The sequence below is a fragment of the Putridiphycobacter roseus genome (genome assembly GCF_003234935.1).
GTDB classification, from domain to species: domain Bacteria; phylum Bacteroidota; class Bacteroidia; order Flavobacteriales_D; family Crocinitomicaceae; genus Putridiphycobacter; species Putridiphycobacter roseus.
The window spans coordinates 321,024-347,742 of sequence record NZ_QKSB01000001.1; the positions used below are offsets into that span (position 1 = coordinate 321,024).

Annotated in this window: 20 protein-coding genes and 1 riboswitch; of the genes, 13 read left to right on the forward strand and 7 right to left on the reverse strand. The window is 33.7% G+C overall.

What is annotated here, in order from left to right; translation table 11 throughout:
• Positions 1 to 75 precede the first annotated feature (75 nt).
• Entirely contained in the window at positions 76 to 2,211 is a 2,136-nt protein-coding gene (locus DNU06_RS01355) for a GEVED domain-containing protein (RefSeq protein ID WP_158526794.1), read from the forward strand.
• On the opposite strand, the gene DNU06_RS01360 is transcribed toward DNU06_RS01355, so the two are convergent.
• The 5 genes from DNU06_RS01360 to DNU06_RS01380 all read right to left on the reverse strand — a co-directional run bounded on the left by DNU06_RS01360 (position 2,212) and on the right by DNU06_RS01380 (position 13,273).
• Positions 2,212 to 3,324 carry a CaiB/BaiF CoA transferase family protein gene (locus tag DNU06_RS01360; RefSeq protein ID WP_233502920.1) on the reverse strand — a complete coding sequence of 371 codons (1,113 nt, stop codon included), beginning with the start codon at positions 3,322 to 3,324 and terminating at the stop codon, positions 2,212 to 2,214.
• Positions 3,275 to 6,217, reverse strand: coding sequence for a ligand-binding sensor domain-containing protein (locus tag DNU06_RS01365; protein WP_158526795.1), 2,943 nt, complete (start codon positions 6,215 to 6,217; stop codon positions 3,275 to 3,277). The genes DNU06_RS01360 and DNU06_RS01365 overlap by 50 nt, the downstream gene beginning before the upstream one ends.
• A 2-nt stretch (positions 6,218 to 6,219) precedes the next feature.
• Positions 6,220 to 6,996 (reverse strand): LytR/AlgR family response regulator transcription factor, encoded by a 777-nt coding sequence (locus DNU06_RS01370; protein ID WP_111061410.1) that lies wholly within the window; start codon positions 6,994 to 6,996, stop codon positions 6,220 to 6,222.
• A 283-nt stretch (positions 6,997 to 7,279) separates the two neighbouring features.
• Positions 7,280 to 11,827: a hypothetical protein gene (locus DNU06_RS01375; protein WP_111061411.1), complete on the reverse strand. Its 4,548-nt coding sequence runs from the start codon at positions 11,825 to 11,827 to the stop codon at positions 7,280 to 7,282.
• A gap of 111 nt (positions 11,828 to 11,938) precedes the next feature.
• A complete protein-coding gene (locus DNU06_RS01380; protein ID WP_111061412.1) occupies positions 11,939 to 13,273 on the reverse strand; it encodes a PhoH family protein in 1,335 nt (444 codons plus the stop codon).
• 146 nt (positions 13,274 to 13,419) lie between these two features.
• Here DNU06_RS01380 and DNU06_RS01385 point away from each other — a divergent pair, with 146 nt between their 5' ends.
• The 3 genes from DNU06_RS01385 (at position 13,420) to DNU06_RS01395 (ending at position 15,295) form a co-directional block, all read left to right on the forward strand.
• Positions 13,420 to 13,797 carry a heavy-metal-associated domain-containing protein gene (locus DNU06_RS01385; RefSeq protein ID WP_111061413.1) on the forward strand — a complete coding sequence of 126 codons (378 nt, stop codon included), beginning with the start codon at positions 13,420 to 13,422 and terminating at the stop codon, positions 13,795 to 13,797.
• A gap of 20 nt (positions 13,798 to 13,817) precedes the next feature.
• Positions 13,818 to 14,798 (forward strand): hypothetical protein, encoded by a 981-nt coding sequence (locus DNU06_RS01390; RefSeq protein ID WP_111061414.1) that lies wholly within the window; start codon positions 13,818 to 13,820, stop codon positions 14,796 to 14,798.
• 92 nt (positions 14,799 to 14,890) lie between these two features.
• The gene (locus DNU06_RS01395; protein WP_111061415.1) at positions 14,891 to 15,295 is read left to right on the forward strand and encodes a DUF7793 family protein; all 405 of its coding nucleotides are present in this window, start codon (positions 14,891 to 14,893) and stop codon (positions 15,293 to 15,295) included.
• Here DNU06_RS01395 and DNU06_RS01400 read toward each other — a convergent pair.
• Together DNU06_RS01400 and DNU06_RS01405 are read right to left on the reverse strand one after the other, a co-directional pair.
• Positions 15,292 to 15,873 (reverse strand): leucine-rich repeat domain-containing protein, encoded by a 582-nt coding sequence (locus tag DNU06_RS01400; RefSeq protein WP_111061416.1) that lies wholly within the window; start codon positions 15,871 to 15,873, stop codon positions 15,292 to 15,294. The two genes, DNU06_RS01395 and DNU06_RS01400, sit on opposite strands and share 4 nt — an antisense overlap.
• Positions 15,830 to 16,771 carry a bifunctional riboflavin kinase/FAD synthetase gene (locus tag DNU06_RS01405; protein ID WP_111061417.1) on the reverse strand — a complete coding sequence of 314 codons (942 nt, stop codon included), beginning with the start codon at positions 16,769 to 16,771 and terminating at the stop codon, positions 15,830 to 15,832. The genes DNU06_RS01400 and DNU06_RS01405 overlap by 44 nt, the downstream gene beginning before the upstream one ends.
• A gap of 114 nt (positions 16,772 to 16,885) precedes the next feature.
• Between DNU06_RS01405 and atpD the strand changes: the two genes are divergently transcribed.
• The 9 genes from atpD (at position 16,886) to DNU06_RS01450 (ending at position 26,531) form a co-directional block, all read left to right on the forward strand.
• Positions 16,886 to 18,388, forward strand: a complete 1,503-nt coding sequence (gene atpD / locus DNU06_RS01410) for a F0F1 ATP synthase subunit beta (RefSeq protein ID WP_111061418.1) — start codon at positions 16,886 to 16,888, stop codon at positions 18,386 to 18,388.
• 10 nt (positions 18,389 to 18,398) lie between these two features.
• Entirely contained in the window at positions 18,399 to 18,683 is a 285-nt protein-coding gene (locus DNU06_RS01415) for a F0F1 ATP synthase subunit epsilon (RefSeq protein ID WP_111061419.1), read from the forward strand.
• A 165-nt stretch (positions 18,684 to 18,848) separates the two neighbouring features.
• Positions 18,849 to 19,595 (forward strand): isoprenyl transferase, encoded by a 747-nt coding sequence (locus DNU06_RS01420; protein ID WP_111061420.1) that lies wholly within the window; start codon positions 18,849 to 18,851, stop codon positions 19,593 to 19,595.
• Positions 19,592 to 22,180, forward strand: coding sequence for a BamA/OMP85 family outer membrane protein (locus DNU06_RS01425; protein ID WP_111061421.1), 2,589 nt, complete (start codon positions 19,592 to 19,594; stop codon positions 22,178 to 22,180). Before DNU06_RS01420 ends, DNU06_RS01425 begins: the two co-directional genes overlap by 4 nt.
• Before the next feature lie 17 nt (positions 22,181 to 22,197).
• Positions 22,198 to 22,725, forward strand: a complete 528-nt coding sequence (locus DNU06_RS01430; protein WP_111061422.1) for an OmpH family outer membrane protein — start codon at positions 22,198 to 22,200, stop codon at positions 22,723 to 22,725.
• 117 nt (positions 22,726 to 22,842) lie between these two features.
• Positions 22,843 to 23,367 carry an OmpH family outer membrane protein gene (locus DNU06_RS01435; protein WP_111061423.1) on the forward strand — a complete coding sequence of 175 codons (525 nt, stop codon included), beginning with the start codon at positions 22,843 to 22,845 and terminating at the stop codon, positions 23,365 to 23,367.
• Between the two features lie 72 nt (positions 23,368 to 23,439).
• Positions 23,440 to 24,237: a glutamate racemase gene (murI, locus tag DNU06_RS01440; RefSeq protein WP_111061424.1), complete on the forward strand. Its 798-nt coding sequence runs from the start codon at positions 23,440 to 23,442 to the stop codon at positions 24,235 to 24,237.
• Positions 24,238 to 24,525: 288 nt separating this feature from the next.
• Positions 24,526 to 25,530 (forward strand): NAD(P)H-dependent glycerol-3-phosphate dehydrogenase, encoded by a 1,005-nt coding sequence (locus DNU06_RS01445; RefSeq protein ID WP_111061425.1) that lies wholly within the window; start codon positions 24,526 to 24,528, stop codon positions 25,528 to 25,530.
• 2 nt (positions 25,531 to 25,532) lie between these two features.
• Positions 25,533 to 26,531, forward strand: a complete 999-nt coding sequence (locus tag DNU06_RS01450) for an acyltransferase family protein (RefSeq protein WP_111061426.1) — start codon at positions 25,533 to 25,535, stop codon at positions 26,529 to 26,531.
• A 62-nt stretch (positions 26,532 to 26,593) separates the two neighbouring features.
• A riboswitch (SAM riboswitch) is annotated at positions 26,594 to 26,697 on the forward strand.
• Positions 26,698 to 26,719: the final 22 nt, after the last annotated feature.

Here is a 26,719-nt window from a genome sequence, read left to right on the forward strand (position 1 = left end):
TATTAATGCAATACAATTATGATAAGCAAGTCACCCCTTCTACTTTTAATAGTTTTTTTCCTACACAGTACTTTGTTGGCTCAAATTAATGAAGGAGGCATGCCTATTTCTTTCATCACGCAAAAACATGGCAAAACGATAACTGAAAAGTATGAAGTTAAAACGTTTACCCAGCCTAATATTGAAGCAATAGAGCAAGAAGACTTACAAGAGGCTGAAAAAGGAAGGCCCTACCGCGTAGCGATCAATGTTCCAGTTAATTTAAACCTACAAAACTCAGGAACATGGACACTTCTGGATAATGGGGATAAAATTTGGAGACTTGGCATTAAAATTCCAGCAGCCAAAGCCTTGAATATCTATTTCTCTACTCAAATTGACCTACCAGTTGGTGGAAAACTACACGCATACAACCAAAAGCATTCTCAATATGTAGGTGCATATACACACTTAACCGACCAATTCAAGGCAATTGAAATGATTGAAGGGGAATTGCTTACTCTGGAATACTTTATGCCTGCAGGTTCGCAAACACTTCCTGATTTTAATATTGAATCCGTCGGTTATTTTTACAGAGGAGTTGGAGAAAGAATTGAATTTTTCACCAATGGAAGACCAGTAGATAGTGACCGTGCAGATGCATGTGAAGTAGATGTTGCTTGTTCAGAAATTCTAGGTTGGGAATCTGAAAGAGATGCAGTAGTTAGGTATACTTTTGTTACTGGAAACTCCACTTTCTTATGTTCAGGGTCTATTATCAATAATACTGCTGTAGATTGCACGCCTTACTTACTTTCGGCAAATCATTGTGGCGAACCTACAAGTTCAAGCCAAATTGCAGATCATACCTGGTACTTTAATTACCAAAGACCCACCTGCTCTATTGGCAATACCAACCCTTATAATGGTGCGCAATCTCAAACCATGCAAGGTGGCATATTAAAAGCTTCCTCGGAATTAGGCACCCATACCACCAGCAGCTCTAGCCAATTATCTGGTTCTGATTTTGTATTAATAGAATTGAGTAACACCATACCAACCAGCTACAATGCTTATTACGCAGGTTGGAATAGAACAAGTTCTGGTGCTACTTCGGGGGTAAGCATACATCATCCTGCAGGAGACGAAAAAAAGATCTCTACTTTCTCAAGCACTACTGCAACGGCTACCTACAACAGTGGTTGGGCTGGCGCACATTGGGAAGTTTATTGGGATGCAACAGCAAATGGTCATGGTGTAACTGAAGGCGGCTCTTCAGGGTCTCCCCTATTTAATTCATCCAAAGAAATTATTGGCCACCTTTCTGGTGGTGCGGCTTCTTGTGCCAACACTAGTGAATCCGACTTATATGGTAAATTTAATAAAGCATGGAGCCTTGATGGAAACACCATTAATTCTCAATTAAAGTCTTGGTTAGACCCAAACAACACCGGTTTGACAAGTCTAGCTGGTACTTATGCGCCATGCGGCAGCACTAGCACTACTTATTGTACGGCCACTTCTGCAACCTGTGATGAATTCATTAGAAGTGTCACTTTAGGCGGAATTGCCAATACAACAAATTGCAATTATTATACCCACTATTGGCAAAACCAACCGATTGATATGGCAATTGGTTTATCTTATATGCTGCAAGTTAACACTGCTGTTGTTGGGGATAGTATTATTTATTTTTATGATGGGGATCAATTGGCTGCCTGGATAGACTGGAACAGTGATGGCGACTTTGATGATGCAGGGGAATTGGCTTTGTCCCATACTTTTACCACATCATCTAGTTTACCCCGCCAGTCCATCATCTCTGTCCCTTTTAACGCAACTCCTGGTGAAACTAGAATGCGTATTCGAATCACTTATGACACCTCTATTGATGGGCCTATTTCTCCTTGTGGCAACTCTGAATTTGGAGAAGTAGAAGATTATCAAATAAATATTACTGGCACACCATTATCGACCTTATCAGAAAAAGAATCTTCGCCATTATTAATTTACCCAAACCCCTCTTCAGGAATTTTTAATTTAAAAATCAATGCTGAAGGGAATAACATTCACCAAATAAGTATCTATAATACGCAGGGTGCAATTATTAAAAGTATAAACACCAATAATAACAGCACTCAAATTGACCTTACAGAATTATCAAAAGGGGTATATTTTGTACACTTAATCAGTGCCAATGAAAAGTACATTAGAAAAATAATTTTGAACTAATTAACTGATTTTAAAAGCAATGGACTTTACCACTTTGATGGGTTGCTTTTCGATAAAACTTTCCAGAACTAAAGATTTTGAAGCCTGTACTTCAAATACTTTTTGTATGTTTTTTATTTCTCCAGCAGGAATGAAGTGAGTATGGCAAAAATCTAAGAGTGGCTCCCCCTTCATTAAAGCAATTTTTTTCTGCATTAATTCACTTAACAAAACCCTATTCACTACCCGTTCGGCATTACTTTTAAAAGACGCATCATGCACTAATGGACTTAAGTTCAAATGATCCATTAATAGTCTAAATTGTTTATCACTCCCAATTGCAAAAGTTATTTTCAAGGCATCTTTGGTCTCAAACAATTCTCCGTAGGGTGCAATATTAGGGTGTAAACTGCCTATTGGTTTCGCAATGTGATTTGCCATTAAAAAATTACTTGCTTGATTCACTAAAGAAGTAATAGCGGCATCATATAAAGAAACCGTAACTAGGGCACCTTTGTCTTCTTTTCGATTTAATAAAGCGATTAAAAGTCCTTCTTTTAACTGATGAGCAGCCAATATATCAATCATGGCAACAGGCATTTTTATTGGACCAGAATTAGACGTGCCATTCATGGCCATATATCCTGTTTCCGCTTGCAATATTAAGTCATAAGCCACCCGATCTGAATCGACACCAAAACCATTAATAGCCCCATATATTAAAGAAGGATTTAAGGCCTTTAATGTTTTATAGTCCAGCTTAAATTTAAAGTCATCCCCTTTTTTAAAATTTGTAATTACAATATCCGCTTCTCGAATTAATTGCAAGACCTGTTGGAAATCATCCGTATCTAATAAATCCAAAAACAAGTGTTGTTTTCCATAATTTACAGCTGCAAAATAAGCACTGGATGACTTGGACTTGTCCTCCGTTGGTAATTTCCAAGTACGGGTTACATCTCCTTTATTTTTTTTATTTTCTATCTTAATTACCTGCGCACCTAACTCTGCAAAAAACATACCTACAGCTGGTCCAGCCAATACACTTGCCAGTTCCACTACCTTTAGATTTTCTAGTCTCATGTCAATTAATTGGTAATTTAATAATAACTTTTGTTCCTGCGGAATGTCCATTTTTATTCACCTGAAAAGGACCAATAATCATTAGTTTATCGCCATTAATTTTCCTTAATAACTCAATCCTATTTGCGGTAATCTCCATCCCTTGAGATTTGTGATCTCCATCAAATGAAGTTTTTTCTTGTAAACTAGAATCTATTCCTACACCATCATCTTCTACCTCGAATATGATAGAATCATGCTCGCTTTTAATGTGCACTTTAATAAATCCTTTTTCAGCTTTTGGTAAAACACCATGAATGATACTATTCTCTACAAAAGGTTGCAGTATCATAGAGGGCACGTGGATCATTTCTACATCTACATTATCGTCTACAATTACGGTGTAATCGAATTTTTCATTAAAGCGCATTTTCTCTAAAGAAAGGTATAAATTAATTCGCTCTATTTCGTCATTTAAGTTGACTAAGAAATTTGGTTGGGTAGAGGAATCGAGATTCTTTCGAATCAATTTGGCAAAACTAGTCAAGTACTTATTTGCTGATTTTTTATCCGAACTATTAATAAAATATTGAATCGAATTTAAAGAATTAAAGATAAAATGTCGATTCATACTTGCGTTTAAAGACTGCTGCTCAAGGTTACGCAGCTTATTTTCAGAAACCAATCGGTCGTTATCTTGCTTTTGTTTAATGGTCGCAATCCGTGCATTGAATAAATACATAAATGCGCCAACACCAAAAATAATTCCTAATAAAATAAACCACCACCGCTGCCAATAAGGTCTTAAAATCTCAATTTTCATGACTACGGGGTTAGTCCATTCCAGGTTTTTATTGGCCGACTTGACTTGAAACTCATAAGAGCCTGGGCTAATAAAGGAATAACTCACCTTATTCTCCTTGGTCACTGGCGACCATTTTTCTTCCGCTCCCAAAAGCCGATAAGTGTAATAAACATTTTCTGGATTCTTATTGTTAATCCCTATAAAATCAAAAGTCAAGTGATTTTTTTTATACGGAAACTGAATTTCTTTTGGCACCCCAGTCGCAAAAAAGCCATTTGTTTTATACTGATGATAATCAAAATCTTCCTTAAACAAACGAATACCAGTGATAGACAAATTAGGCAAGTTATAACTGAAAAATACAGGATTCAAACTAGGATCAATTCGAACTAAACCACTAGAAGTCCCTACCCAAATAAAATGGGCTTTATCTTCAAACAATGCATTTAAATTGGATTCCATATCTACTAAACCTTCGGACAAAGTATAATGGTAAATACCTGGCACAGAACTTATCGGGTCCAAACTACCAATCATATATACGCCATTGGTTGTACTTACCCAAATCCTATTGAACTCATCTTTAATCAGTCCCATTACATTTTTCGATTTATAATTAGACTCATCTAATTCAAAAATGTGATTTTTATAGTCCGCCGATACAATAAAGAGTCCATTAGTAGTTCCAACCCAACAATTACCATAGCTATCTATACAAACTGTATTTACGTTATTCTCCGGAATTTCTATTTTTCGAAAAGGCATATCTAACAAACTTTCATCTTGCCAATACAATCCATCTCTTGTTGCCAAGTAGACCGTGCTTCCGTGACTCACAATTTTATTAATGTCCAATTCTTGCGTAGCAGTAACAGCTACTATGACATCTTTTTCCAATTTCCACAATCCTGAATTCCCGCCAAATAACAAGGTATTATTTCTTAATTGATAAATACTCCTAATCTTCCCAACGACTTGCTTAGTCATTGCTTCTTTATAAATTTGGTCCCCCTTAAAGCATTGCAGTCCATTTGTCATTCCAACCCAAGCAAAATTTTGATTATCGACAAAATTTGCCCAGACAGAATTATGATTTAAAATAGATTCATTATCAATATTTGTAACATTTTGACGGCGTTTATAAATGGTTAAACCCTTGTCGTATGTCCCAAAAATTAAATTTCCATTTTTAAATTGACCAATACTCATAACGATATCTGAGCTTAACCCGTCTTTTACAGTATAAGTCAACAAAGACTTACCCGAAAACTTCAACAATCCTTTGCCATAAGTACCAATCCAAACATTCCCTTCAATATCTTTAAATACCGTTTTTATTGAATTAATCACCAAGCCATTTTGCTCCGTAAAGTATGTTACAGAATCATTCATTATTTCAATTACCCCAAAGTTTGAAGCAGCCCACATACTTACCTCATCCACAAACAAACTGCGAATTGGAATATCTTGCACATTATAATGCTTTACCGCGTCTGTAGACAAATCCATGGTATAAATACCAGTATTGAAAGTAGCGAGGTATAGCTTATGCTTACGCCAAATCACATCACTTAAATTTAGCGTGGTGTCAAATTGTTTATCAAATAAAGAGAACTGGCTATTTTTATAGACATACAAACCCAAATTTGTTGCACAATAAATCTCCCCTTGCCCTCCTAAGCTTAAAGCTCGTATTTTTAATCCTGCAATTTTAGTTGAAAAAACGACCCTAAAACCTGAACCGTTAAAAAGCAACAACTCACTATTACTGCATAAAACAAAATTACTATCCACTTCAATAATATCATTAATCCTTTCTGCATTATCAAAATAGTAAGATGAAAACCGACCATTTTCATACTTTGAAATCCCCCTAGGCGTAACTGCCCATAGCTCACTTTTTTTATTATATATTACATGCGTAATTACATTATCAGACAAACCATCATCAATGGAAAAATTGGTGAACTTCTGACTATTAAACAAACTTAAACCAGACTGTGTTCCAAGCCATAAATTTCCCAAATTATCCTGGCATATATCCGTCACTTGAGATTGTGCCAACCCTTCTTTTACACCGAAAGTGATAAAATTATACTGCTGTGCACTTAAAAAAGTAGTGTTTAAAATGATGAAAATGAATAAAAATAAACCCTTCAAAATCACAAATGTTTTAAAGTTTTCACAAAGGTAGAAACCCTATTTCTTGCGACTGGCAATACCGTACCATTCTTTAAAATTGCCATGTGTCCATCATCATTTAAATATTCTTTTAATGCATCTAAATTGATAATATGAGATTTATGGATTCGATAAAACTCATCAGGGTTTAGAATACTTTCATACACCTTTAAGGTACGTGTATCTAAATACCGTTTCCCGTCGGTAAAGTGAAGCATGGTACAATTACCAGAAGCCTCAAGATTTACTATGTTTTTCGTTTCAATTAGTTTAATTCCTTTCGTATGAGAAATGGCAATTTTTTTACCATATCCCTTTTGCTGTAAATTAGTAGATAGGTTTTGAATGGAATCAAAATAGGTGTTATAATTATCTGGCAATTGCTGAAACAAAGCTTTTGATTCTTCTACTTTTTGAACAGCATTAATCAATTCATCTGCATCAATAGGCTTTAACACGTAATGCACCGCATTTGCATTAAAAGCTTTCATGGCATAATCTTTAAAGGCAGTTACAAAAATGACAAAGAAATCTCTTTTTTCTAATGACTCCAATAAATCAAAGCCTTCCGCCCCTCTAGGCATTCGAATATCTAAAAAAATCAAATCTGGATTTAATTTTTCTATTTTTTCCTTCGCTTCTATTACGCCGCCTGCTTCACCTATTACTTCTACATTTTTACAATTATCCTCTAGAATCATTTCTAGATTTTTCCTTGCCAATTCTTCGTCGTCTATAATTAAAGCCCTTAATCCCATTCTTTTCTTATTTTATGTATAAAGATACGAAATTAGACTATCTATACAATCCCTTTAAATCTTAATTCACTACATTTTAGTAAACAAAGCTTACCAGCAATTATTTACATGACTTAAACGGCTTGAATTCTCACTAAATTAGCTTTGAATCTTTAATACACACACACATGAAAAAACGTATACATCATCAAAAAATTTGGATTTTTAATGACAATGGGAATTAAAAATTAAAAAAGGCAACTCAAAGAGTTGCCTTTTTTAATTCAATTACTTTTTTTTATTTTTACCGCTTTCCTTTTGGCACCGCATTCATGCCATTACTTTGTTTCTTGGAACCTGAGCCGGTATAATTCAACACATAAGTCACCGAATCAGAACCACAAGCATTACTTACTGTCGTTTTTACATTATTCATTCCAGAACTCATACCGGTTACAGAAACTGAAACTTGCTGACTACTGCTATTATAGGTAAAAGGAATACCAACACCATTGTTAGTTACGCTAATTTGATTTTGGTTTGTAATATGCGTAGTTTTTAAGGTCAACACAAATAAACTATTGGCTGTAGTTACATTTAAACTGGTTGGGTAACCTGCTTTTACGGATGGTTTCGTACAGTTACTACCAGTAATTCTAATCGTTTTGACTTCAGACCCACAACTATTAACGGCAGATATAGAAATGGTATTCCCCCCATTTACCAATACTAATGACGCAGCCAACTGCCTTGTCTTTAAACTATATGTAAATGGCACTGATTTTCCGTTCAATTTTAATGTTATGCCAGTTTTACTTATCATTTCACTAATACTTGCTGACAATTGGTAAGTCAATGTGGTAGTAGGTGCTTGACTACTTAAAATTTGAATCTTAGGCTTTTCACAAGTCAAACGCGTAATGGAATAAACTATACTTGCCGACCCACAAGCATTTGTCGCTGTTACTTTTACCGTATTTAACCCCATTTTTAATAAGGCTATGCTTATGGTTATTTTGTTCGATAGATAAGTACTTTTAATTACCTTGCCATTCAGCAACACAGACAATCCTTTCACTCCGGTCACCCCAACAGTTCCTAACGTTAAACTATAACTCGCATTTTTAGTCGACAGCTTTGTACCTTTTGGATTGATTGGTGTTAATTTTGGCGACACACAAGTCACCGCAACCACATTTAAACTTTTTGTTGTTTTTCCACAACTATTATTTGCCAATAATACTATGCTGTTATTCCCCTCCTTTAAGCTAAAACTAGCCGTCAAATTGGAATTTGAAATTTTGCTTGAACTACTAGAAAACTTAAACGGTGTTTTAGTACCGTTTACCAATAAAGAAATAGCTGAAGCGTTAGTCTCCCCTGTCACCAATGCTGAAAAGTTATAATTTAAACTAGCTACTGTTCCTGGCTTATTAATTATTTGCACTACAGGTTTAACACATGGGTTTCTAGTTATATTATAGCTCAAATCTACTTTTCCACAATCGTTTACCACTTCAATATTAATATTGTTCAAGCCCATTTTTAAGCCATTAACATTTACAGTAATGGTGTTAACATTAAACACAAAAGGTATGGCATTACCATTTAGCTTGACAGTTATATTTTGTAACTTAATATCATTTGAAGTCTTCGCTTTTATAACAAAAGTACTCAAGGTGGTTACGCCAATATTTTTCAATGGTGAAATCAACTGAAGCGTTGGTTGGACACAAGGATTAACCTGTACCGTAATAGACTTCGCATCATTGCCACAAGAATTTACAGCTTTCAACACCATGGTATTGGCACCCGCATTCAAATTTAAATTTGCAGTTACCTTACCATTGCTAAAGTTAAAGGCTTGAGATTTCCCGTTCACCAATAAAGTCAATTGGTTGGCTGTTATTGTACCAGATACTTGTGCCGAAAACGCATAGTTATTAGTGGCAATTGAACTAGTACTACTTTTAATAATCACTACCGGTTTAGTACAAGGATTAACTTGTACTGTAATAGACTTCGCATCATTTCCACAAGAATTTACAGCTTTCAACACCATGGTATTGGCACCCGCATTCAAATTTAAATTTGCAGTCACCTTACCATTACTAAAGTTAAAGGCTTGAGACTGTCCGTTCACCAATAAAGTCAATTGGTTGGCTGTAATTGTACCAGATACTTGTGCCGAAAAAGCATAGTTATTAGTGGCAATTGGACTAGCACTACTTTTAATAACCACTACCGGTAATGAACAAGGAGGACTAGTTACTTTATAGTTTAAAATAAAGGTCGATTTATTTGTCCCACAAGAGTTAGCAACATCAATCTCTAAGGTGTTACTTCCTAAATTCAATGTTACATTTTTTCTTGCAATCTGTGTAATATTATTATAGGACATTGCACCCAAAACCACGCCATTCAAAGTTAACCGCACTGAAGTTCCTGCAGTATAATTATTGATTTGCGCTTCAATAAGCTGGGCAGCATTGTTAACCGTTGAATTTGGTGCTGGCGCAACATACCCTACAGTCGGTGCAATACACGGTAAATTTGTTTCCGTGTAATTAATTACAGTCAATTTACTATCCATACCGCTAGCATTTGAAACACTTATTTCAAAAGTATTAGCGCCTGTTACTAATGCGGCTTGGTAATTAAATGTAGCATTCAAAAAGCTATAGTTATTCGTATTTACCACTACACCGTTTTGACGAAATGTAATTTGAGACTTGCTTGTAACATTCGTAGTCTGGGCAACTAAATTAAAAGTATTACTGTTACTGTTAATTGGAGATTGGTTCGGATTAGTATAAACCACTGTTGGCGGATTAATAATCACCGCTTTTTTATACAGCATTACACGTGTTTTGCTATCCGATCCGTCTGCATTATTAGCAGAAATAGTTACCACATTTCTTCCACTTAATAAACTTAAAGGAAGAGAAAGTGCACCGGTATTCGCATTAAACGCATAATTATTGGCTGCATTATTATTCACCATTACAGAAACATTATTTCTACTTGTTACATTAGAAACCACAGCATACAATGTAATATTTTGTGTTTTAAAAACTTGATTATCATTAGCTGGATTTGTAATAGTAACCACTGGCGGAGTTTTCACCACAGGTTGGGTATAATACACACTAACACTTGCTTGATCTTGTCCATCCTTATTTACACCTTTTATAGTAATACTATTTGTACCAAATACTAAAGGTGCCGTAAACACAACTTGTTTATTATTTGGATTAAAAGAAAAACTATTGGTATTTGTTCCATTTATCCAAACGGTTATGTCATTTTTACTACTAACGTGTAGGGCTTGTCCAATAATATTTACCTGATTTACATTTACGGTACTATTCGCACTTGCAGGATTAGATATAGTGACTACTGGTGGTAATTCAGCTCGAGATTTTTCATAAATAATAATGGTAGATTTTGTATCTGAACCAGCTGCATTATTACCGGTCACAGAAATGATATTTTTACCTGGCACAAGAGATAATGCAGTACTTAAATTTATACCATTGAAGTAAAAATTCTGCACATTTACCCCATTGAAATTAAGCGATACATTTTCTTTTCCAACTACATTTTCTACGGTAGCCGTAAAATTAAAATTAGGTTGATTAACCACTTGGTTAGTAACATGAGGGTTAGTTATTGTAACTATAGGTAATTGTTTCGTTTCCAATTTATAAACAATAATTGTTTGGGCATTTGCTTTTCCAAATCCATTCACTGCTTGAATTACAAAAACATTATCTCCTGGCTGTAAATAAGCCGAATAATTAAATTTATCCGTATTGGCACTATAGTTATAATTAGAAACAATTTTACCATTTTGGGTAAAAGTAATATTCTCTTTACCTGCCACGTAATGTACTTCAGCAGCAATATTATAAGTTGGATTATTCACCAAGTACATTTTTGTATTTGGTTGCTTAAAAATTACAGTTGGCGCAACTCCAGTAACAGGTGTATTGTTTAGTTCAATTTGCTCATCCTCTTCTTCGACATACTGATTTTGATGACCTCTCAAATAAAACTTAACCCCAGCAGAAGCATAATGATAACGATCATTGGTACTGGCAGGCGTACCCGAAAAGGTATTTGCTAAACCATCAAAATCATTATTCCTTGTCCAAGTCATTCTTCCCATAATAGTAAAGGCAGCATTGGGAGTGATTTGTCTTTCTATACCCAAACCAAAACTGGGCATCCAATCTCTTTGATTTACAATACTCGTTTCATAATCGGAAATACTTAAGTCTTTATCGAATAAGTCTTGCTCATCTTTAACAGACCCAAGATTTGCATTATCGTAAAAATCCACTTCTGTATGGTATCTATTATAGCCGATTCCACCCAAAGCAAAAAAGTTCCATCCTGTTCTTTCTCGTAATCGATTCGTGTTTAATTTTAATTCTAAACTCCAATCATTTACCCAAGTATGAAAGTTTGGTACATAATATCCATAAGCTGCTTCATAATCGGTTAATGCTTGAGTAGGTTGACTGCCATCATTCAACACATCTATTGTATTAGTGTTCAGTGTATATTTGGCATCTGACTGCCCTCTATAAGCAGCTAATAAATAACGTAATTGAAGGTCTAAACTTAAAAGTCGACCAGGCTTCATGCCAAATGAATAACCAAAAGTAAACCCTGCACCTCCTCGGTATAATGAATTAACATCCACTTCCGTATTACTGTGATAAGTACCACCTAAATTAAAACCTAAATAAAATCTCGATCTTGAGTCATAGTCAACTTTTCCTTGACCGAAAGCCGTTAAACTTGTAAATAAGATGAGGGCTATGAGTGTGTATAAATTTTTCATATGGCATTTATTTATGTATTCAATTACATAAATACATTTTTCGTACCAAAGATATAAATTCCTTTGAAATCAAGGCAATCCAAGTCATTTTATAGAAAAAATCAAGACAAGTTACAGAAGTTCATTGGCTAAATTCGCTAATTGAGACCGTTCTCCTTTTTCTAGTTTGATGTGCGCATATAACGCATTTCCTTTTAACCTATCAATCAAATAGGACAAGCCATTAGAATTCTCATCCAAATAAGGGGTATCAATTTGATGAATGTCTCCCGTAAAAACTATTTTAGTCCCCTCACCTGCCCTTGTAATGATTGTTTTTACTTCATGAGGTGTTAAATTCTGCGCTTCATCTACAATAAAAAACACATTCGATAAACTACGTCCACGAATAAAAGCAAGCGGCATTATTACCATGCGATTATCCGTTTGTAAATCTTCTATTTGTTTATACTTTTTTTCCCCTGGACGATATTGATTTTTGATAAAGGTTAAATTATCAAACAATGGTTGCATGTATGGATTTATCTTTTCATTCGCATCTCCTGGTAAAAAACCAATATCCCTATTACTCAACGGTACAATTGGTCGAGCTAGTATAATTTGATTATATTGATTCCTTTGTTCAATAGCACTTGCTAGGGCCAATAGAGTCTTACCTGTACCCGCCACCCCTTGAAGGGTAATTAATTTAATATTATCGTTTAACAAGGCATTTACCGCAAATGATTGCTCTGCATTTTTCGGTTTTATACCATACACATAACTTTTATCTACTTTATCAAGACGATTCTCAAGACCATTATAAAATGCCAAACTTGTTGATTTACCATTTTGCAAAATTAAATATTCGTTTTTAACCGGGTGCTCCCCTAGTACAGAAATATCCGTTGTATACCCATTCTTATATATCTCTTGAATCAATTCAGACTCTACTTCTTTGATGATATTTGCTCCTTTTAAAACCGTATGTACATCATTCACTTTTCCAGACTGATAATCTTGTGCAATTACGGATAATGCTTTAGCTTTCAATCGCAGATTAATATCTTTCGTAACCAAAATAACCTGACGACCGTTTGTGCTCTCTTTCAAACCTAGTGCAACATTCAATATTTGATGATCCGCTTTATTATCACCAAAGATAAGCGTTGCATCTTTGTCTTTCACCTCGGCATTTAGCACTATCTTTATTTTTCCTTTCCCCTTTCCATCTAGAGGGATCCAATCATCCAGTGTACTTTCATTCGATAATTTATCCAAGAAACGTATAAACTCTCTTGCTTCATAATTCTTGGTATCATTTCCTTTTTTAAAATTATCCAACTCTTCTAATACGGTGATTGGAATAGCAATGTCATGCTCATCAAAGTTATGAATTGCATGGTGATCATGCAATATTACAGAAGTGTCAATTACAAATATTTTTGTTTTTTTAGAAGTTGCCATATTCGTTTTTTGGTATTACATTATGTTCCTGAAATTTACCACTTTTAAAGATTAAGTATCCGGAAAACAATGCCTCTTTAAAAACATTTTATTTTTAATAACTTTTCAATTCGTAATTTTCTTATTTTTGCATTAAATATTTTTACATGAAAATCTTACTAACTGCTACTTTATTATCGACTCTTTTTTTATCTTGTAATGAAGCAAACACAAAAACTACTACCCCTAAAATACAAACTGAAAATACCTTACCAAAAACAGTAAGCGCTAATTCAAAAACTTCTTTTGAGGTGAGCGGTATGATGTGTGAAATAGGATGTGTAAGAACGATAAAAAGTCATTTATCCAAAATGGAAGGAGTAACTAATATTTACATGGACTTTGATACCGCTAGAGCAGTAGATTATTCAATTGTTGAGTTTGACAGTAACTTTGTAAACAACAAAGACATGAAAGCGGAAATAGAAGACATTGCAAATGGCATTTATGAAGTGACAACTATTGAAAAATTAGCGCTTAAATAAATTTTGTTGGCATATTATCCATGTTCCAACCAAATGACATAAAAAATGCAACAGTATTAATCGCCCCTTTAGACTGGGGATCTGGTCATACCACTAGGACTTTTGCGCTTATAAAAAAGTTAATTCTTCAAAAGAATAAAATAATTTTTGCGGGAAACCAATCACAAATAGATTTCATAAAAAAAGAAGGCCTCGCTATAGAAACAGTTGAACTAGAAGGCTATCAGTTTAATTTTAACCCTAATTATTCCTTATATTTACAAGTTAGCAAGCAGTTATTAAAACTGAAAAATGCCATTAAAATTGAAAAAAAATGGTTAGCAAATTATCTAAAAGAGCACGTTATTGATTTTATAATATCCGATAACCGATATGGGTTTTACCACAACTCCGTTAAAAGTATTTTCCTAACCCACCAAACAAATTTAGACATTTCATTTGGCAAAAATATGGTCAATAAAATTCTAAAAAATAAAATTGAAAAGTTTGATGTATGCTGGATACCGGACTACCAAGACCAGAGACTTTCAGGTAAACTCAGCAACCACAAACTAACCATACCCACCTATTTTATCGGTCCCTTATCGAGATTTAAACCGACCCTTAAACCGCAACATGATTTTGTCTACAAATATCTATTTATTGTAAGTGGACCTTCCCCACACAAAGAACAGTTACTCGATAAAATAATCCAATTTACAAGCACATCAAATTACGACATAGGCATAGTAACCAATATACTCCAACCCAAAAAAACACCTACCAAAAATACCATCCTTTTTATAAATCCAACAACTAGTGAACTTCAACAGCTAATCGTAAATTCAGAAACAATAATTTGTAAATGTGGCTACACTAGCCTAATGGAACTCAGTACGCTACAAAAAAACACATTCTACATCCCCAGTCAAAATCAACAAGAGCAAGCCTACCTTAGAAAATTACACCAAAAACTAACACCAAAAAACCTGCAGACAATAGCTCTTTTTTTCAAAGCATAAGTAGGTCAATCTTTTTCCATCTGTAAAAAAAATAACATTTCACTAACTAAAACATTCAATTAAATTGCTTACATTTAAATCATTGACCTATAATGACAGATAATTTAAAAATTGAATTAAGTTTTTCACATGTTTCCGAAATAGAAACAGGAATCACATACGTGCGTTTTAAAAATGACCAAGAAGTAGATTTAGCTGCAGCTAAAACCCTAAATGCGGCACGACAAAAAATCAATGGGACAAAACCTTTTTACAGCCTAGTAAACATGGCTGCCGTTTATGGTTCTGTATCAAAAGAAGCGCAAACTTATTGGGCTAGAGAATGTGAAACCGCCAAACAAATAAAATTTGAAGCCATAATCGTTAATTCTTTACCGGTTAGAATTATCGCAAAAAATTATATTAAACAATTTAAACCATTATTTAAAATTCAACTTTTTAAAAATAAAGAATTGGCTTTAGCAGCCATCCATAAGGAAATGAAAAAAGATTCCTAGATACCACCACAATCACAACCATTATCAAATTTAATCTCGGTATTAGGAAGCCAAGCATTCAACTTATCCTTAACTGCAGTATTTAAATTAATGCCACGCATGTCTAATGCATTTAATTTTTTTAAATTCTGAATGCTCTCTGGTAAGCCACTAAGCGGATTGTCCCATAAATCAACAGCAGACAAATCAATTAACTGCCCAAAACAAATTGGTATAGACTCAATATCATTTCTACCCAAATTTAAATTGGTTAATTGAACACAATTACAAAGCCCGACAGGAAACTGATTTAACTGATTTTTTTCAGCATTCAACACCTGTAAGTGTTTTAAATTTTTTATTTCTAAAGGAATTTTTTTTATCTCATTCTTTGAAATATCAATGGTAAGTAATTGCTTAAATTCAAAAACTACAGATGGCACTTCCTTTAACTTCTGTTTGCTTAAGTCTAGATGAAACACACTATCTATAGACACAGAAAGCGCAGCCTCCAAACTTGTAAATACAACGTTTTTTTGACTATATCCGATTTTATTACAAAGTAATACGAGCAAAAATATTCCGACAATTTTTTTCATCTTTTTTTAATTGAACCACTAAAGCATCTCTACTTTCAAAATTAATTTCATCCCTAACGAAGGATACAAAATAAACTACAATATCATCACCATATATATTTTGATTAAAATCAAAAATATGCACCTCTATTCTTTTTTCTCCATGCGCTTTAATAGTTGGCCTGTTTCCAATATTAAGCATACCGGTATAGTATTCAGTCCCAAGTTTTATTTTTACAGCATAAACCCCGTTACTTGGCACCAGTTTTAAAGATGATCCCAGCTCGATATTAGCCGTAGGAAAACCAATCCCCTGACCAATCTTATCCCCATGCACCACCTTTCCCCTGAGTTGAAAAGCTTCTCCCAGGAATTTATTGACTTTTTCAATTGCACCTGTGTCAATGGCATTTCTTATTTTGGTAGAGCTAATATTCAACCCTTCTACTTGAAATGGTCCCACTTCATAAATATTAAAATTATAAATTGGGGAAAGTTTTTTTAATGCAGCCAAAGAACCTTCTCTGTTTTTACCAAAATGATGGTCATATCCAATTACCAAGGAATGCATTTTAATCCGATCAATTAAGATTGTTCTTACGAATTCTTCAGCCGACAATTTAGAAAATGGAATAGAAAACGGGAAAATCACCAAATGATCCACTCCTAAAAGCGCTAACTTTTCAACACGTTCTTCAATCGTTTGAATCAACTTCAATCCATGGTCATTCGGACGCAATATAACACGGGGATGAGGATGAAAAGTAAAGACAACGGATGTTCCATCAACCGCCTGTGCTTTAGCTTTTAAATAAGTAATTATCTCTTGATGTCCCAGATGAACACCATCAAAAGTTCCGATTGTTACTACCGGATTTTTTAGGCTTGGAAATTCCGACAAATCGGTGTATATATTCACAATATATTTTAATTTGTTGACAAAGTTAGAGAAAAAATGAGGATTTTTTTATGCTAAAAGAATAAAAAGAACTATTTTTGCACCCAAATTTAAAAACACATTAAAACGATAATAATGTCTGATGTAAATGGTAAAATCTCACAAGTTATTGGTCCAGTAGTGGATGTTAGCTTTTCTAAGGGTACAAAACTTCCTCATATTTTGGATGCTTTAGTAATAATTAAGGCAGATGGAACAAAGGTTGTTTTAGAAGTTCAAAAACACGTTGGTGACAATGTAGTTAGAACAATAGCAATGGATTCTTCTGATGGATTCACTAGAGGAATGGAAGTAATCGCAACTGGTGCTCCAATTAAAATGCCAATTGGCGAAGCTATCAAAGGACGTTTATTCAACGTTACTGGTAATGCAATTGACGGACTGGGTGATTTAGACTCTACCAATGGTAGATCAATTCACAGAGATGCCCCTAAATTTGAGGACTTATCTACAGCTACTGAAGTATTGTTTACAGGTATTAAAGTAATCGATTTGATTGAGCCATATGCAAAAGGTGGTAAAATTGGATTGTTTGGTGGTGCCGGTGTAGGTAAAACAGTTTTAATTCAAGAATTAATTAACAACATTGCAAAAGCTTATGCAGGTTTATCTGTATTTGCAGGTGTTGGAGAAAGAACAAGAGAAGGGAATGACCTTTTAAGAGAAATGTTGGAATCAGGCATTATCCATTACGGAGAAGCTTTTATGGAAGACATGGAAAAAGGTGGTTGGGATTTATCAAAAATCGACAAAGAAGCTTTAAAAGAATCTAAAGCAACTTTCGTTTTTGGTCAAATGAATGAGCCTCCTGGAGCAAGAGCTAGAGTTGCATTGTCAGGATTAACTTTAGCAGAATACTATAGAGATGGTGATGGTGAAGGAAAAGGTTCTGACATCTTATTCTTTGTGGATAACATTTTTAGATTTACACAAGCAGGTTCTGAAGTATCAGCTTTATTAGGTCGTATGCCTTCTGCTGTAGGTTATCAACCAACATTGGCAACTGAAATGGGAGCTATGCAAGAGCGTATTACTTCTACTAAAAACGGTTCTATTACATCTGTACAAGCGGTATACGTACCTGCAGATGATTTAACGGATCCAGCACCAGCGACTACGTTTGCTCACCTTGATGCTACTACTGTATTGTCAAGAAAAATTGCTGAGTTAGGAATTTATCCTGCAGTAGATCCTTTGGATTCTACTTCAAGAATTTTAACTCCAGAGATTGTAGGTGACGAACATTACGATTGTGCACAAAGAGTTAAATTGACTTTACAACGATATAAAGAATTACAAGATATTATCGCCATTTTAGGTATGGACGAGTTATCTGAAGAAGATAAATTAATTGTACACAGAGCGAGAAGAGTTCAAAGATTCTTATCTCAACCTTTCCACGTTGCGGAACAGTTTACAGGTTTATCAGGTGTATTGGTTGATATCAACGAAACAATTAAAGGTTTCAACATGATTATGGATGGAGAAATGGATCAATATCCAGAAGCTGCATTTAACCTTAAAGGTGGCATTAATGATGTGCTTGAAGCTGGAGAAAAAATGATTGCTGACGCTTAATTTTATTGAGATGATATTAGAAGTATTGACCCCGGATGAAGTCCTTTTTAAAGGCAATGTAACTCAAGTTATTTTACCTGGACTTGACGGTTCTTTTGGAATATTGGATAGTCACGCACCTTTAATTTCTGCCTTGTCTAAGGGAGCGGTTAAAGTTGATCAAAATGCGACTGAAAATAAATCGTTTAAAGGAAGGTTAAATATCGAAAATAAAGCCAACAATAGCTTTACATTTGACATCAATGGTGGTGTTGTGGAAGTGAATGACAATAAAATATTGGTTTTAGCGGAATAATCTTTTTACGCTATTAGACTTTATAAAAGGGGGTTGTATTTAAACATGCAAGCCCCTTTTTACTTAATCGCTGTTAAGCTTTGTTAAATAAACAATTAATTAAGATATTTACAGTTAAATTTTAATGGAAAGTGAAAAAAACTTTTCACTTTTGTCGCGGACACAATGAGTATAATAAATAAATTAAATAAAGACAATATCCCGCAACACATTGCAATCATCATGGATGGTAATGGTCGTTGGGCTAAATCTAAAGGACAAACACGTCTTTTTGGACATGCTATGGGTGTAGAATCAGTAAGACGGGCTTTAACGGGCGCTACTGAGGCTGGCGTGTCTTATTTAACCCTTTATGCCTTTTCAACGGAAAATTGGAACAGACCAAAAGAAGAAGTAGATGGATTGATGAGCTTGCTTGTCGATACCATTACTAAGGAAATTGAAGACTTAGACAAGAATAATGTTATCGTAAAAACAATTGGCGATATTGATGCCATGCCTGGAGATTGCGCATTAAGATTAAGAGCAGCCACCGATAAGACGGCAAAAAACACTGGAACAACTTTAATTTTAGCATTGAATTATAGCGCTAAAGAAGAAATAAAAAATGCCATCAAAAGTATAGCACAAAGTTATAAAGACAATGAAATTGAAATAGAAGCAATAGACAACGATTTAATTGATGCAAATTTAAGTACTAAAGGAATACCTCACCCAGAATTACTGATTAGAACCAGCGGTGAAATTCGCTTAAGTAACTTTTTATTGTGGCAAATTGCTTATAGTGAATTATACTTTTCAGAAAAGTTCTGGCCAGATTTTACAGAAGAAGATCTCTACGGGGCAATATTTGACTACCAAAACAGAGAGAGAAGATTTGGAATGGTCAGCGAACAAATAAACAACAAATGAATTTAAAACAATTGTATACACTTGTCATTTTTTTGACAAGCTTTGCTGCTTTAAGCCAAATTAATGGTGACGAACTTAATTATTTGAGTCCAAAAAAATACACCATAGGTGCTATCGACATACAAGGTGTTGAAAATTATGACCACGACGCTATTCGAGTTATATCAGGACTTACTGTTGGTAAAGAAGTATCCGTTCCTGGAGAAGAATTTTCTCGTGCCATTAAAAATATTTGGAGCCAAGATTTATTCTCCAATGTAGAAGTTGGCTATACCCAAATAGATGAAGTTAACGAAGAAATATTTGTATACATAAAACTTACTGGACGTCCGAAATTATCAAAATTCAAATTTGAAGGTGTAAAAAAAGGTGAAGCGGATAAGATTAGAGAAATTATTGACCTTAGATCGGGAGATGTAATTACCGAACCTCTGGTAAAAAATACCGAGAAATTAGTAAGAGGTTTTTTTCAAGAAAAAGGCTATCTAAGAGCAAATGTAAACATTGAAGAAAAAATGGATACTTCTGTATTTAATGCACGCTCATTCAACATAAAAGTAGATAAAGGAGAAAGAATTAAAATTGACCACATCAACATTGTTGGTAATGAAACGGTAGATTTAAGTCATTACGAATCTTTCTTTAAAAGAAAAATAGTAGCATTTGGGGTTTCTGATAAAGGAATAAGAAAATCTATGAAAGACACCAAACAAAAAGGTATTTTAAGAATTTTTTCTCGTTCAAAATTCAACCAAACGGCTTACGATAGAGACAAAAGACTAATTATTGAGAAATTTAATGCCATTGGTTTAAGAGATATGGAAATTGTAACCGATAGTATATATGATATTGATGAAAAACACATAGGCATCACGATTAAAATTAACCAAGGCGCAAAATATTATTTTGGGGATGTATCTTGGGTAGGAAATACTAAATACAGAAGTGGTGTACTAGATACTTTACTCGGTATTAGAAAGGGAGATGTATACGATAAGGCCAGACTAGAACAAAGGTTATTCATGAGTGCTGATAATAGTGACATTACATCTATTTACATGGATAAAGGATATTTGTTTTTCACGGTGACGCCTGTAGAAATAAATATTTCCGAAAACAACCAAATCAATTATGAAATTAGAATAAGTGAAGGCAAGGAAGCTAGATATGGGGAAATAAGAATCATGGGTAATACCAAAACAAATGACCATGTTATCCGTCGTGAGTTAAGAACAAAACCAGGTGATTTATTCAGTAGAGCAGATATTATTAGAACCCAAAGAGAATTATCTCAACTAGGTTATTTTGATAATGAACAATTCCAAATCAATCCAATTCCTAATCCAGCAGACGGAACAGTAGATATTGAATACACTGTTGTCGAAAAATCATCTGATCAAATTGAATTATCTGGTGGATATGGTGGTGGCTACTTGATTGGTACTTTGGGACTAACATTTACAAATTTCTCTACAAAAAACTTCTTTAAAAAAGAAGCATGGTCTCCTTTACCTTCTGGTGATGGACAAAGACTATCGCTTAGGGGGCAAACATATGGAGTAGGTTACCAATCATACAATCTATCCTTTACAGAACCATGGTTAGGCGGTAAAAAACCAATTTCATTAACGACATTTATGACGCATTCAAATATCCTACAAGAAGTGGATACAGATGCAGCAAACGACTTGAAAATTGGAGTTACATCAGTAGGTGTTGGTGTTGGATCAAGATTAAAGTGGCCTGATGATTTCTTTTCCGTTTATAGTGAGCTAAACTATACCTATTACGATTTAAAAAATGCTTCTTCAAGATTTGTATTCGCTTCTGGATACTCCAATGATATTTCCTTGAACTTTACCATTGCAAGAAACTCTATTGATTCTCCAATTTATCCTAGAGGTGGATCTAATTTTAAATTATTTACTAAGTCAACTATTCCATATTCTAAATTTGATGGGGTAACAGATTATAGTACTTACACACAGCAAGAATTATATAAATATGCAGAATATTTTAAAATCAAATTTACAGGAGAATGGTACTTACCTGTTTCTAAAAACAAAAAATTAGTTTTAGTTCCTAAATTTGGATTTGGATTTATGGGTGGTTACTCTTCATCTAAAGGGAACACCCCTTTTCAAAGATTTTATTTAGGAGGTAACGGATTAAGCAACAGTGTGAACTATGACGGTAGAGAACAAATAACCTTAAGAGGATATGACGTGACAAATGGATTAAGTACCTCTACTGGTGATCCATTAATTGCAAAATATAGTTTAGAATTACGTTATCCAATCTCCTTAAACCCAAGTGCAACAATATATTTGTTATCTTTTGTAGAGGCCGGAAATACTTATACCAATTTTAAGACGTTTAATCCTTTTAATGTGAAACGATCTGCTGGTGTAGGTGCAAGAGTTTATTTACCAATGTTTGGAATGCTGGGTGTTGATTTAGGTTGGGGATTTGATCCTATTAGTGCCGACAGACTTGGTGCAAGTGAGCTTAATACTAACATTTTAGGAAATGGATATTCCTTCGGTATTTTCCCAGTAATAGGTGTTTCTCTAGGTGATTTATAAATTTTTAAAACAAAAAAATGAACACAAAAATTATAATTTTAATAGTAGCCTTTTTAGGTTCAGTTAGTTTTGGGTATGGACAACGTTATGCTTATGTTGACACACAATACATTTTGGATAACATTCCTGAGTATAAAGAATCTCAAACAAAATTAGATGAATTTGCTATAAAATGGCAAGAAGAAATTGAAGCTAAATACGCTTTAATTGATAGCCGTAAAAGAGCCCTTCAGGCAGAAGAAATTCTTTTACCCGAAGAAATTAAAAAAGACAAAGAAAAGGATATTTTAAAATTAGAGAATGAGGCCAAAGAACTTCAAAAAAAATATTTTGGCGTAAACGGACAACTATTTCAAAAAAGAGGAGAGTTGATTAAACCTATACAAGACAAAATTTTTAAAGCAATCCAAGAAGTATCGGACGATAAAAAATATGCTTTTGTTTTTGATAAAGCCAATCAATCTACTTTGTTATTTGCTGATCCTAAATACAATATCAGTGATTTAGTATTAAGAAATATGGACATTGAGGTCGATTCAAAATAATTAGGCACGACATTTGTCTATACTATCATATAAATTAACCAAATAATAGAGTTGACTAATTATAGTTCAAATTAAATAACTACTTTTGTCAACGCTGAATCAAAATAAACAAAAAAAATGAAAAAAATATTTTTAGCTTTTACTTTCTTAATTGGACTTACGACTGCGTTTGCACAAAGTAATTTAAAATTTGCACATGTTGATTATGCAAATGTGGTAGATAGTTTGCCTTCTAAATTAGCGGCAGACAAAGAAATGAAAACATTCATTGACGATAGCCAAAAAACATTGCAAGAATTACAAACTCTTTTAGAAAGAGATTACGAAATATACATGGCAGCAAAGGACTCTTTATCTGCAATTTCAAAAGAAATTAAAGAAAGAAAGTTAACGGAGCAACAAATGGATTTGCAAAGAAAACAAGAAAGAACACAACAAGACTTGGAAACTTATAACGAACGTTTATACACACCGATTGAAAAAAGTTTTAAAAAGGCAGTGAAAACAGTCTCACAAAAATATAAATTAAACTATGTTTTTGAAACTGGTTCTTTATTATACTTAGAAGGTGGTATGGATATTTCTGCTGAAGTTAAAACGGAAATAATCCGATTAGAAAAAATTAGATTAGGAGAAGGTTAAATACCATTTTCAAACCAAAAAAATACTAAGGTGTTGGCTTCTGCTTAACACCTTTTTTTATATCTTTAACTTGTGAACAGACCAATAGGCATATTTGATTCTGGAATCGGTGGATTAACCGTCGCACATGCTGTGTCTAAATTTTTACCAAACGAAACTATCGTCTACTTTGGAGACACCGCACATCTGCCATATGGCGATAAATCACCAGACAGAATACATTCTTTTGTTGAAAAGATAAGCGACTTTTTGCTCCATGAAATGCATGCAAAATCAATCGTCATAGCATGTAATACTGCCTCAGCTACTTCCTATGAATATTTAAGAGATAAATACAAGGGAAGTGTCCCCATCATTAATGTTATCGATCCCATCATAGAAAATTTGGTTGCGGACAATACATTAAAAAAAGTAGGCCTTATTGCTACTAAAACGACCATTGAATCGGGTGTTTATCAAGAAAAGATGAAACGCAGAAGTCCTAGTGTCCTAATGGAAGTTCTACCTACACCTCTACTCGCACCAATGATTGAAGAAGGTTTTAGTAAGGATAAAATCAGTAGTACAATAATTGAAAATTACCTCAGTCACCCTAAATTTAAAAATATTGATGCCTTAATATTAGGATGTACTCACTATGTTTTAATCAAGGAGGAAATCAATGATTATTTTGAAGGGAAAGTAAAACTATTTGATGCAACCGATATTCTGGCTTTAAAAATGATAGATATATTTAGAAAAGAAGGATTACTGAACGAAAATAAAGAAGCTAAAAACACCTTTTTTGTATCCGACTTAACCGCAAGTTTTCAAGCTTCGGCAGCAAGATTCTATGGAGAAGACATTGTATTAAAACACAAAGTATTGTAGCCATAAAAGCAGAACGAAATTCATAATTTATTCACTGATTAACTATTAGAAAGTTATTTAACTATCTACAGTCCTTAACCCTAAAAGGGTTTACTTCATTATAGACGTAAATAAACCATAGTAATTACTCCAGTTAAACTTGGTAACAGATCCAGTTTAAATCCAATTCATATTATCGGATTTAAGAAGCCATTATAAAATACGCAATAAACATTTGATATATTATAGCATATCGACATTTAAAGTAGTAGATATTCTTATAATTTATTACATTTGTTTTTAATAATTATGCAAAGCCAAGAGAAAAAAATTGCTGTAGTTGGAGGAGGAAGTTGGGCGACCGCTTTGGTTAAAATATTAACAACCAAACCAGGTGTACTCATAAATTGGTGGATGCACAATGAAGGTTCTGTCGCGCATTTATTAAAATATCGACACAACCCTAAATACCTTCAATCTGTTGAATTTGATTTAAATAGAATCAACATTTCTACTGATTTAGAAGAAATTGTAAGTCCCGCAGATATAATCATTATCGCGACACCTTCGGCTTATTTATTTAGTGTATTTGAAAATTTCCCTAAAAAATTATTAGAAAATAAATATATATTTTCTGCAGTTAAAGGAATAATTCCTGAAATAAATGAAATTCCTGGTCAATTTTTCCAAAAATATATGGATGTTGACGAGGACAATATCGGCATCATCTGTGGTCCATGTCATGCTGAAGAGGTTGCCCTTGAGCGACTTTCTTACCTTACCATTGCTTGTCAAGACGAAGATATGGCAGAATACTTGGCAGAAACCATGGCCAATAGATACATAAAAACAACCATATCAGATGATATATTTGGCACTGAATATTCAGCAGTATTAAAAAATGTTTATGCTATTGCTAGTGGTATTTGCGCTGGATTAGGTCATGGAGATAACTTTCAAGCAGTATTGATTTCAAATGCTATTCAAGAAATTGAAAATTTTATTGATGAAGTCAATCCAATTCACCGGGATGTAAAATCATCTGCTTACTTGGGGGATTTGTTAGTTACAGCTTATTCAAAATTCTCCAGAAACCGAACTTTTGGTTATATGGTAGGAAAAGGATATTCTGTAAAAATAGCCCAATTAGAGATGGACATGATTGCAGAGGGGTATTTTGCGACCAAATGCTTGGTGGAAATCAACAAAGAGTATGGCGTTGAAATGCCTATACTAGAAGCCGTTAATAATATTATTTACGAAAAAATTGCCCCATTTATTGAAATTAAAATTTTAGCTGATAAATTATCTTAAGTATGTCTAAAACTTTTGACTATCAAATTCCAGTAATTAATAGCTTAAGAGGATTAGCAGCTTTATTAGTCTGTCTTTATCATTATATATATACTACTACAGATTTTATACAACAAGAACTAATCCTTGATATTGCAAGTTTTGGTAAATATGGTGTACAAATATTCTTTATCATCTCTGGAATCGTTATCCCAATTTCACTCATCAAAGCAAACTTTAAGTATAAACTTTTTAATAAGTTTATTTTAAAGCGATTCATTAGAATTGAGCCGCCCTATTTAATTTCCGTTATCATTGGTATTATATATTTGAATGTGCGAAATTATATGCCTGGCTCAGCGGATTTAGACTTATCTCCTACTTTTTACGATATCATTCTCCATTTAGGTTACTTAATTCCATTTTTTGAAAATGCAAACTGGATTAGCCCTGTCTATTGGACCTTATCAGTCGAGTTTCAATACTACTTGATATTAGCTATTGCATTTCCATTAATGATTCATCCGAAATTAATCTTTAGAAGTGTTTTTTATTTATTTCTTTTTATCACCCCATTTATATTTTCAAACAGCTCCTTTTTTCTATATTGGACATCATTTTTTGGCTTAGGCATACTATATGCCTTATACTTCACAAAAAAAATTAACCTTAAGGAATTTATACCTGTATTAATTATTTTATGTCTATCAGTAGCCATCAATTTGAGTTATTTAGAATTACTTATAGGGATTGGAACACTTTCCATCATTCATTTTTTTAAAGATTTTAATCCTAGAATTGGTGAGTTTTTTGGTAAAATATCATATTCACTATACTTATTGCACAGCGTTTTTGGAAAACCAGTGATAAACTTTTTATCACACAGGGTAAGCTTACCTTATGAGAAATTTTTAGTGGTCACAATTGGATTAACCATCAGCATAATAGCAGCATATGCTTTATTTCGCTTGGTAGAAAAACCTACGCATGAATTATCCAAAAGAATAAAATTAAAAACTTAATCGAATTTTAATTTGCTTTTGATACTTTTCTACTTAGTTTTGTAGTAGTTCATTTATAAATTAACTTATAAAGAAAGGTGGAGGGGCCGGCCCTACGATACCTTGGCAACCCTTAGGTTTTCTAAGAAGGTGCCAATTCCTGATTCAACACGAATCGATATAAGCAGTTATCCAACACATTAAATTCC

Excerpts from the sequence above, each read along its gene's own strand:
- DNU06_RS01360 (WP_233502920.1), bottom strand. The coding sequence starts at position 3,324 with ATGGACATTCCGCAGGAACAAAAGTTATTATTAAATTACCAATTAATT.
- DNU06_RS01370 (WP_111061410.1), bottom strand. The coding sequence starts at position 6,996 with ATGGGATTAAGGGCTTTAATTATAGACGACGAAGAATTGGCAAGGAAA.
- DNU06_RS01375 (WP_111061411.1), bottom strand. The coding sequence starts at position 11,827 with ATGAAAAATTTATACACACTCATAGCCCTCATCTTATTTACAAGTTTA.
- DNU06_RS01380 (WP_111061412.1), bottom strand. The coding sequence starts at position 13,273 with ATGGCAACTTCTAAAAAAACAAAAATATTTGTAATTGACACTTCTGTA.
- DNU06_RS01385 (WP_111061413.1), top strand. The coding sequence starts at position 13,420 with ATGAAAATCTTACTAACTGCTACTTTATTATCGACTCTTTTTTTATCT.
- DNU06_RS01390 (WP_111061414.1), top strand. The coding sequence starts at position 13,818 with ATGTTCCAACCAAATGACATAAAAAATGCAACAGTATTAATCGCCCCT.
- DNU06_RS01395 (WP_111061415.1), top strand. The coding sequence starts at position 14,891 with ATGACAGATAATTTAAAAATTGAATTAAGTTTTTCACATGTTTCCGAA.
- DNU06_RS01400 (WP_111061416.1), bottom strand. The coding sequence starts at position 15,873 with ATGAAAAAAATTGTCGGAATATTTTTGCTCGTATTACTTTGTAATAAA.
- atpD (WP_111061418.1), top strand. The coding sequence starts at position 16,886 with ATGTCTGATGTAAATGGTAAAATCTCACAAGTTATTGGTCCAGTAGTG.
- DNU06_RS01415 (WP_111061419.1), top strand. The coding sequence starts at position 18,399 with ATGATATTAGAAGTATTGACCCCGGATGAAGTCCTTTTTAAAGGCAAT.
- DNU06_RS01420 (WP_111061420.1), top strand. The coding sequence starts at position 18,849 with ATGAGTATAATAAATAAATTAAATAAAGACAATATCCCGCAACACATT.
- DNU06_RS01425 (WP_111061421.1), top strand. The coding sequence starts at position 19,592 with ATGAATTTAAAACAATTGTATACACTTGTCATTTTTTTGACAAGCTTT.
- DNU06_RS01430 (WP_111061422.1), top strand. The coding sequence starts at position 22,198 with ATGAACACAAAAATTATAATTTTAATAGTAGCCTTTTTAGGTTCAGTT.
- DNU06_RS01435 (WP_111061423.1), top strand. The coding sequence starts at position 22,843 with ATGAAAAAAATATTTTTAGCTTTTACTTTCTTAATTGGACTTACGACT.
- DNU06_RS01445 (WP_111061425.1), top strand. The coding sequence starts at position 24,526 with ATGCAAAGCCAAGAGAAAAAAATTGCTGTAGTTGGAGGAGGAAGTTGG.
- DNU06_RS01450 (WP_111061426.1), top strand. The coding sequence starts at position 25,533 with ATGTCTAAAACTTTTGACTATCAAATTCCAGTAATTAATAGCTTAAGA.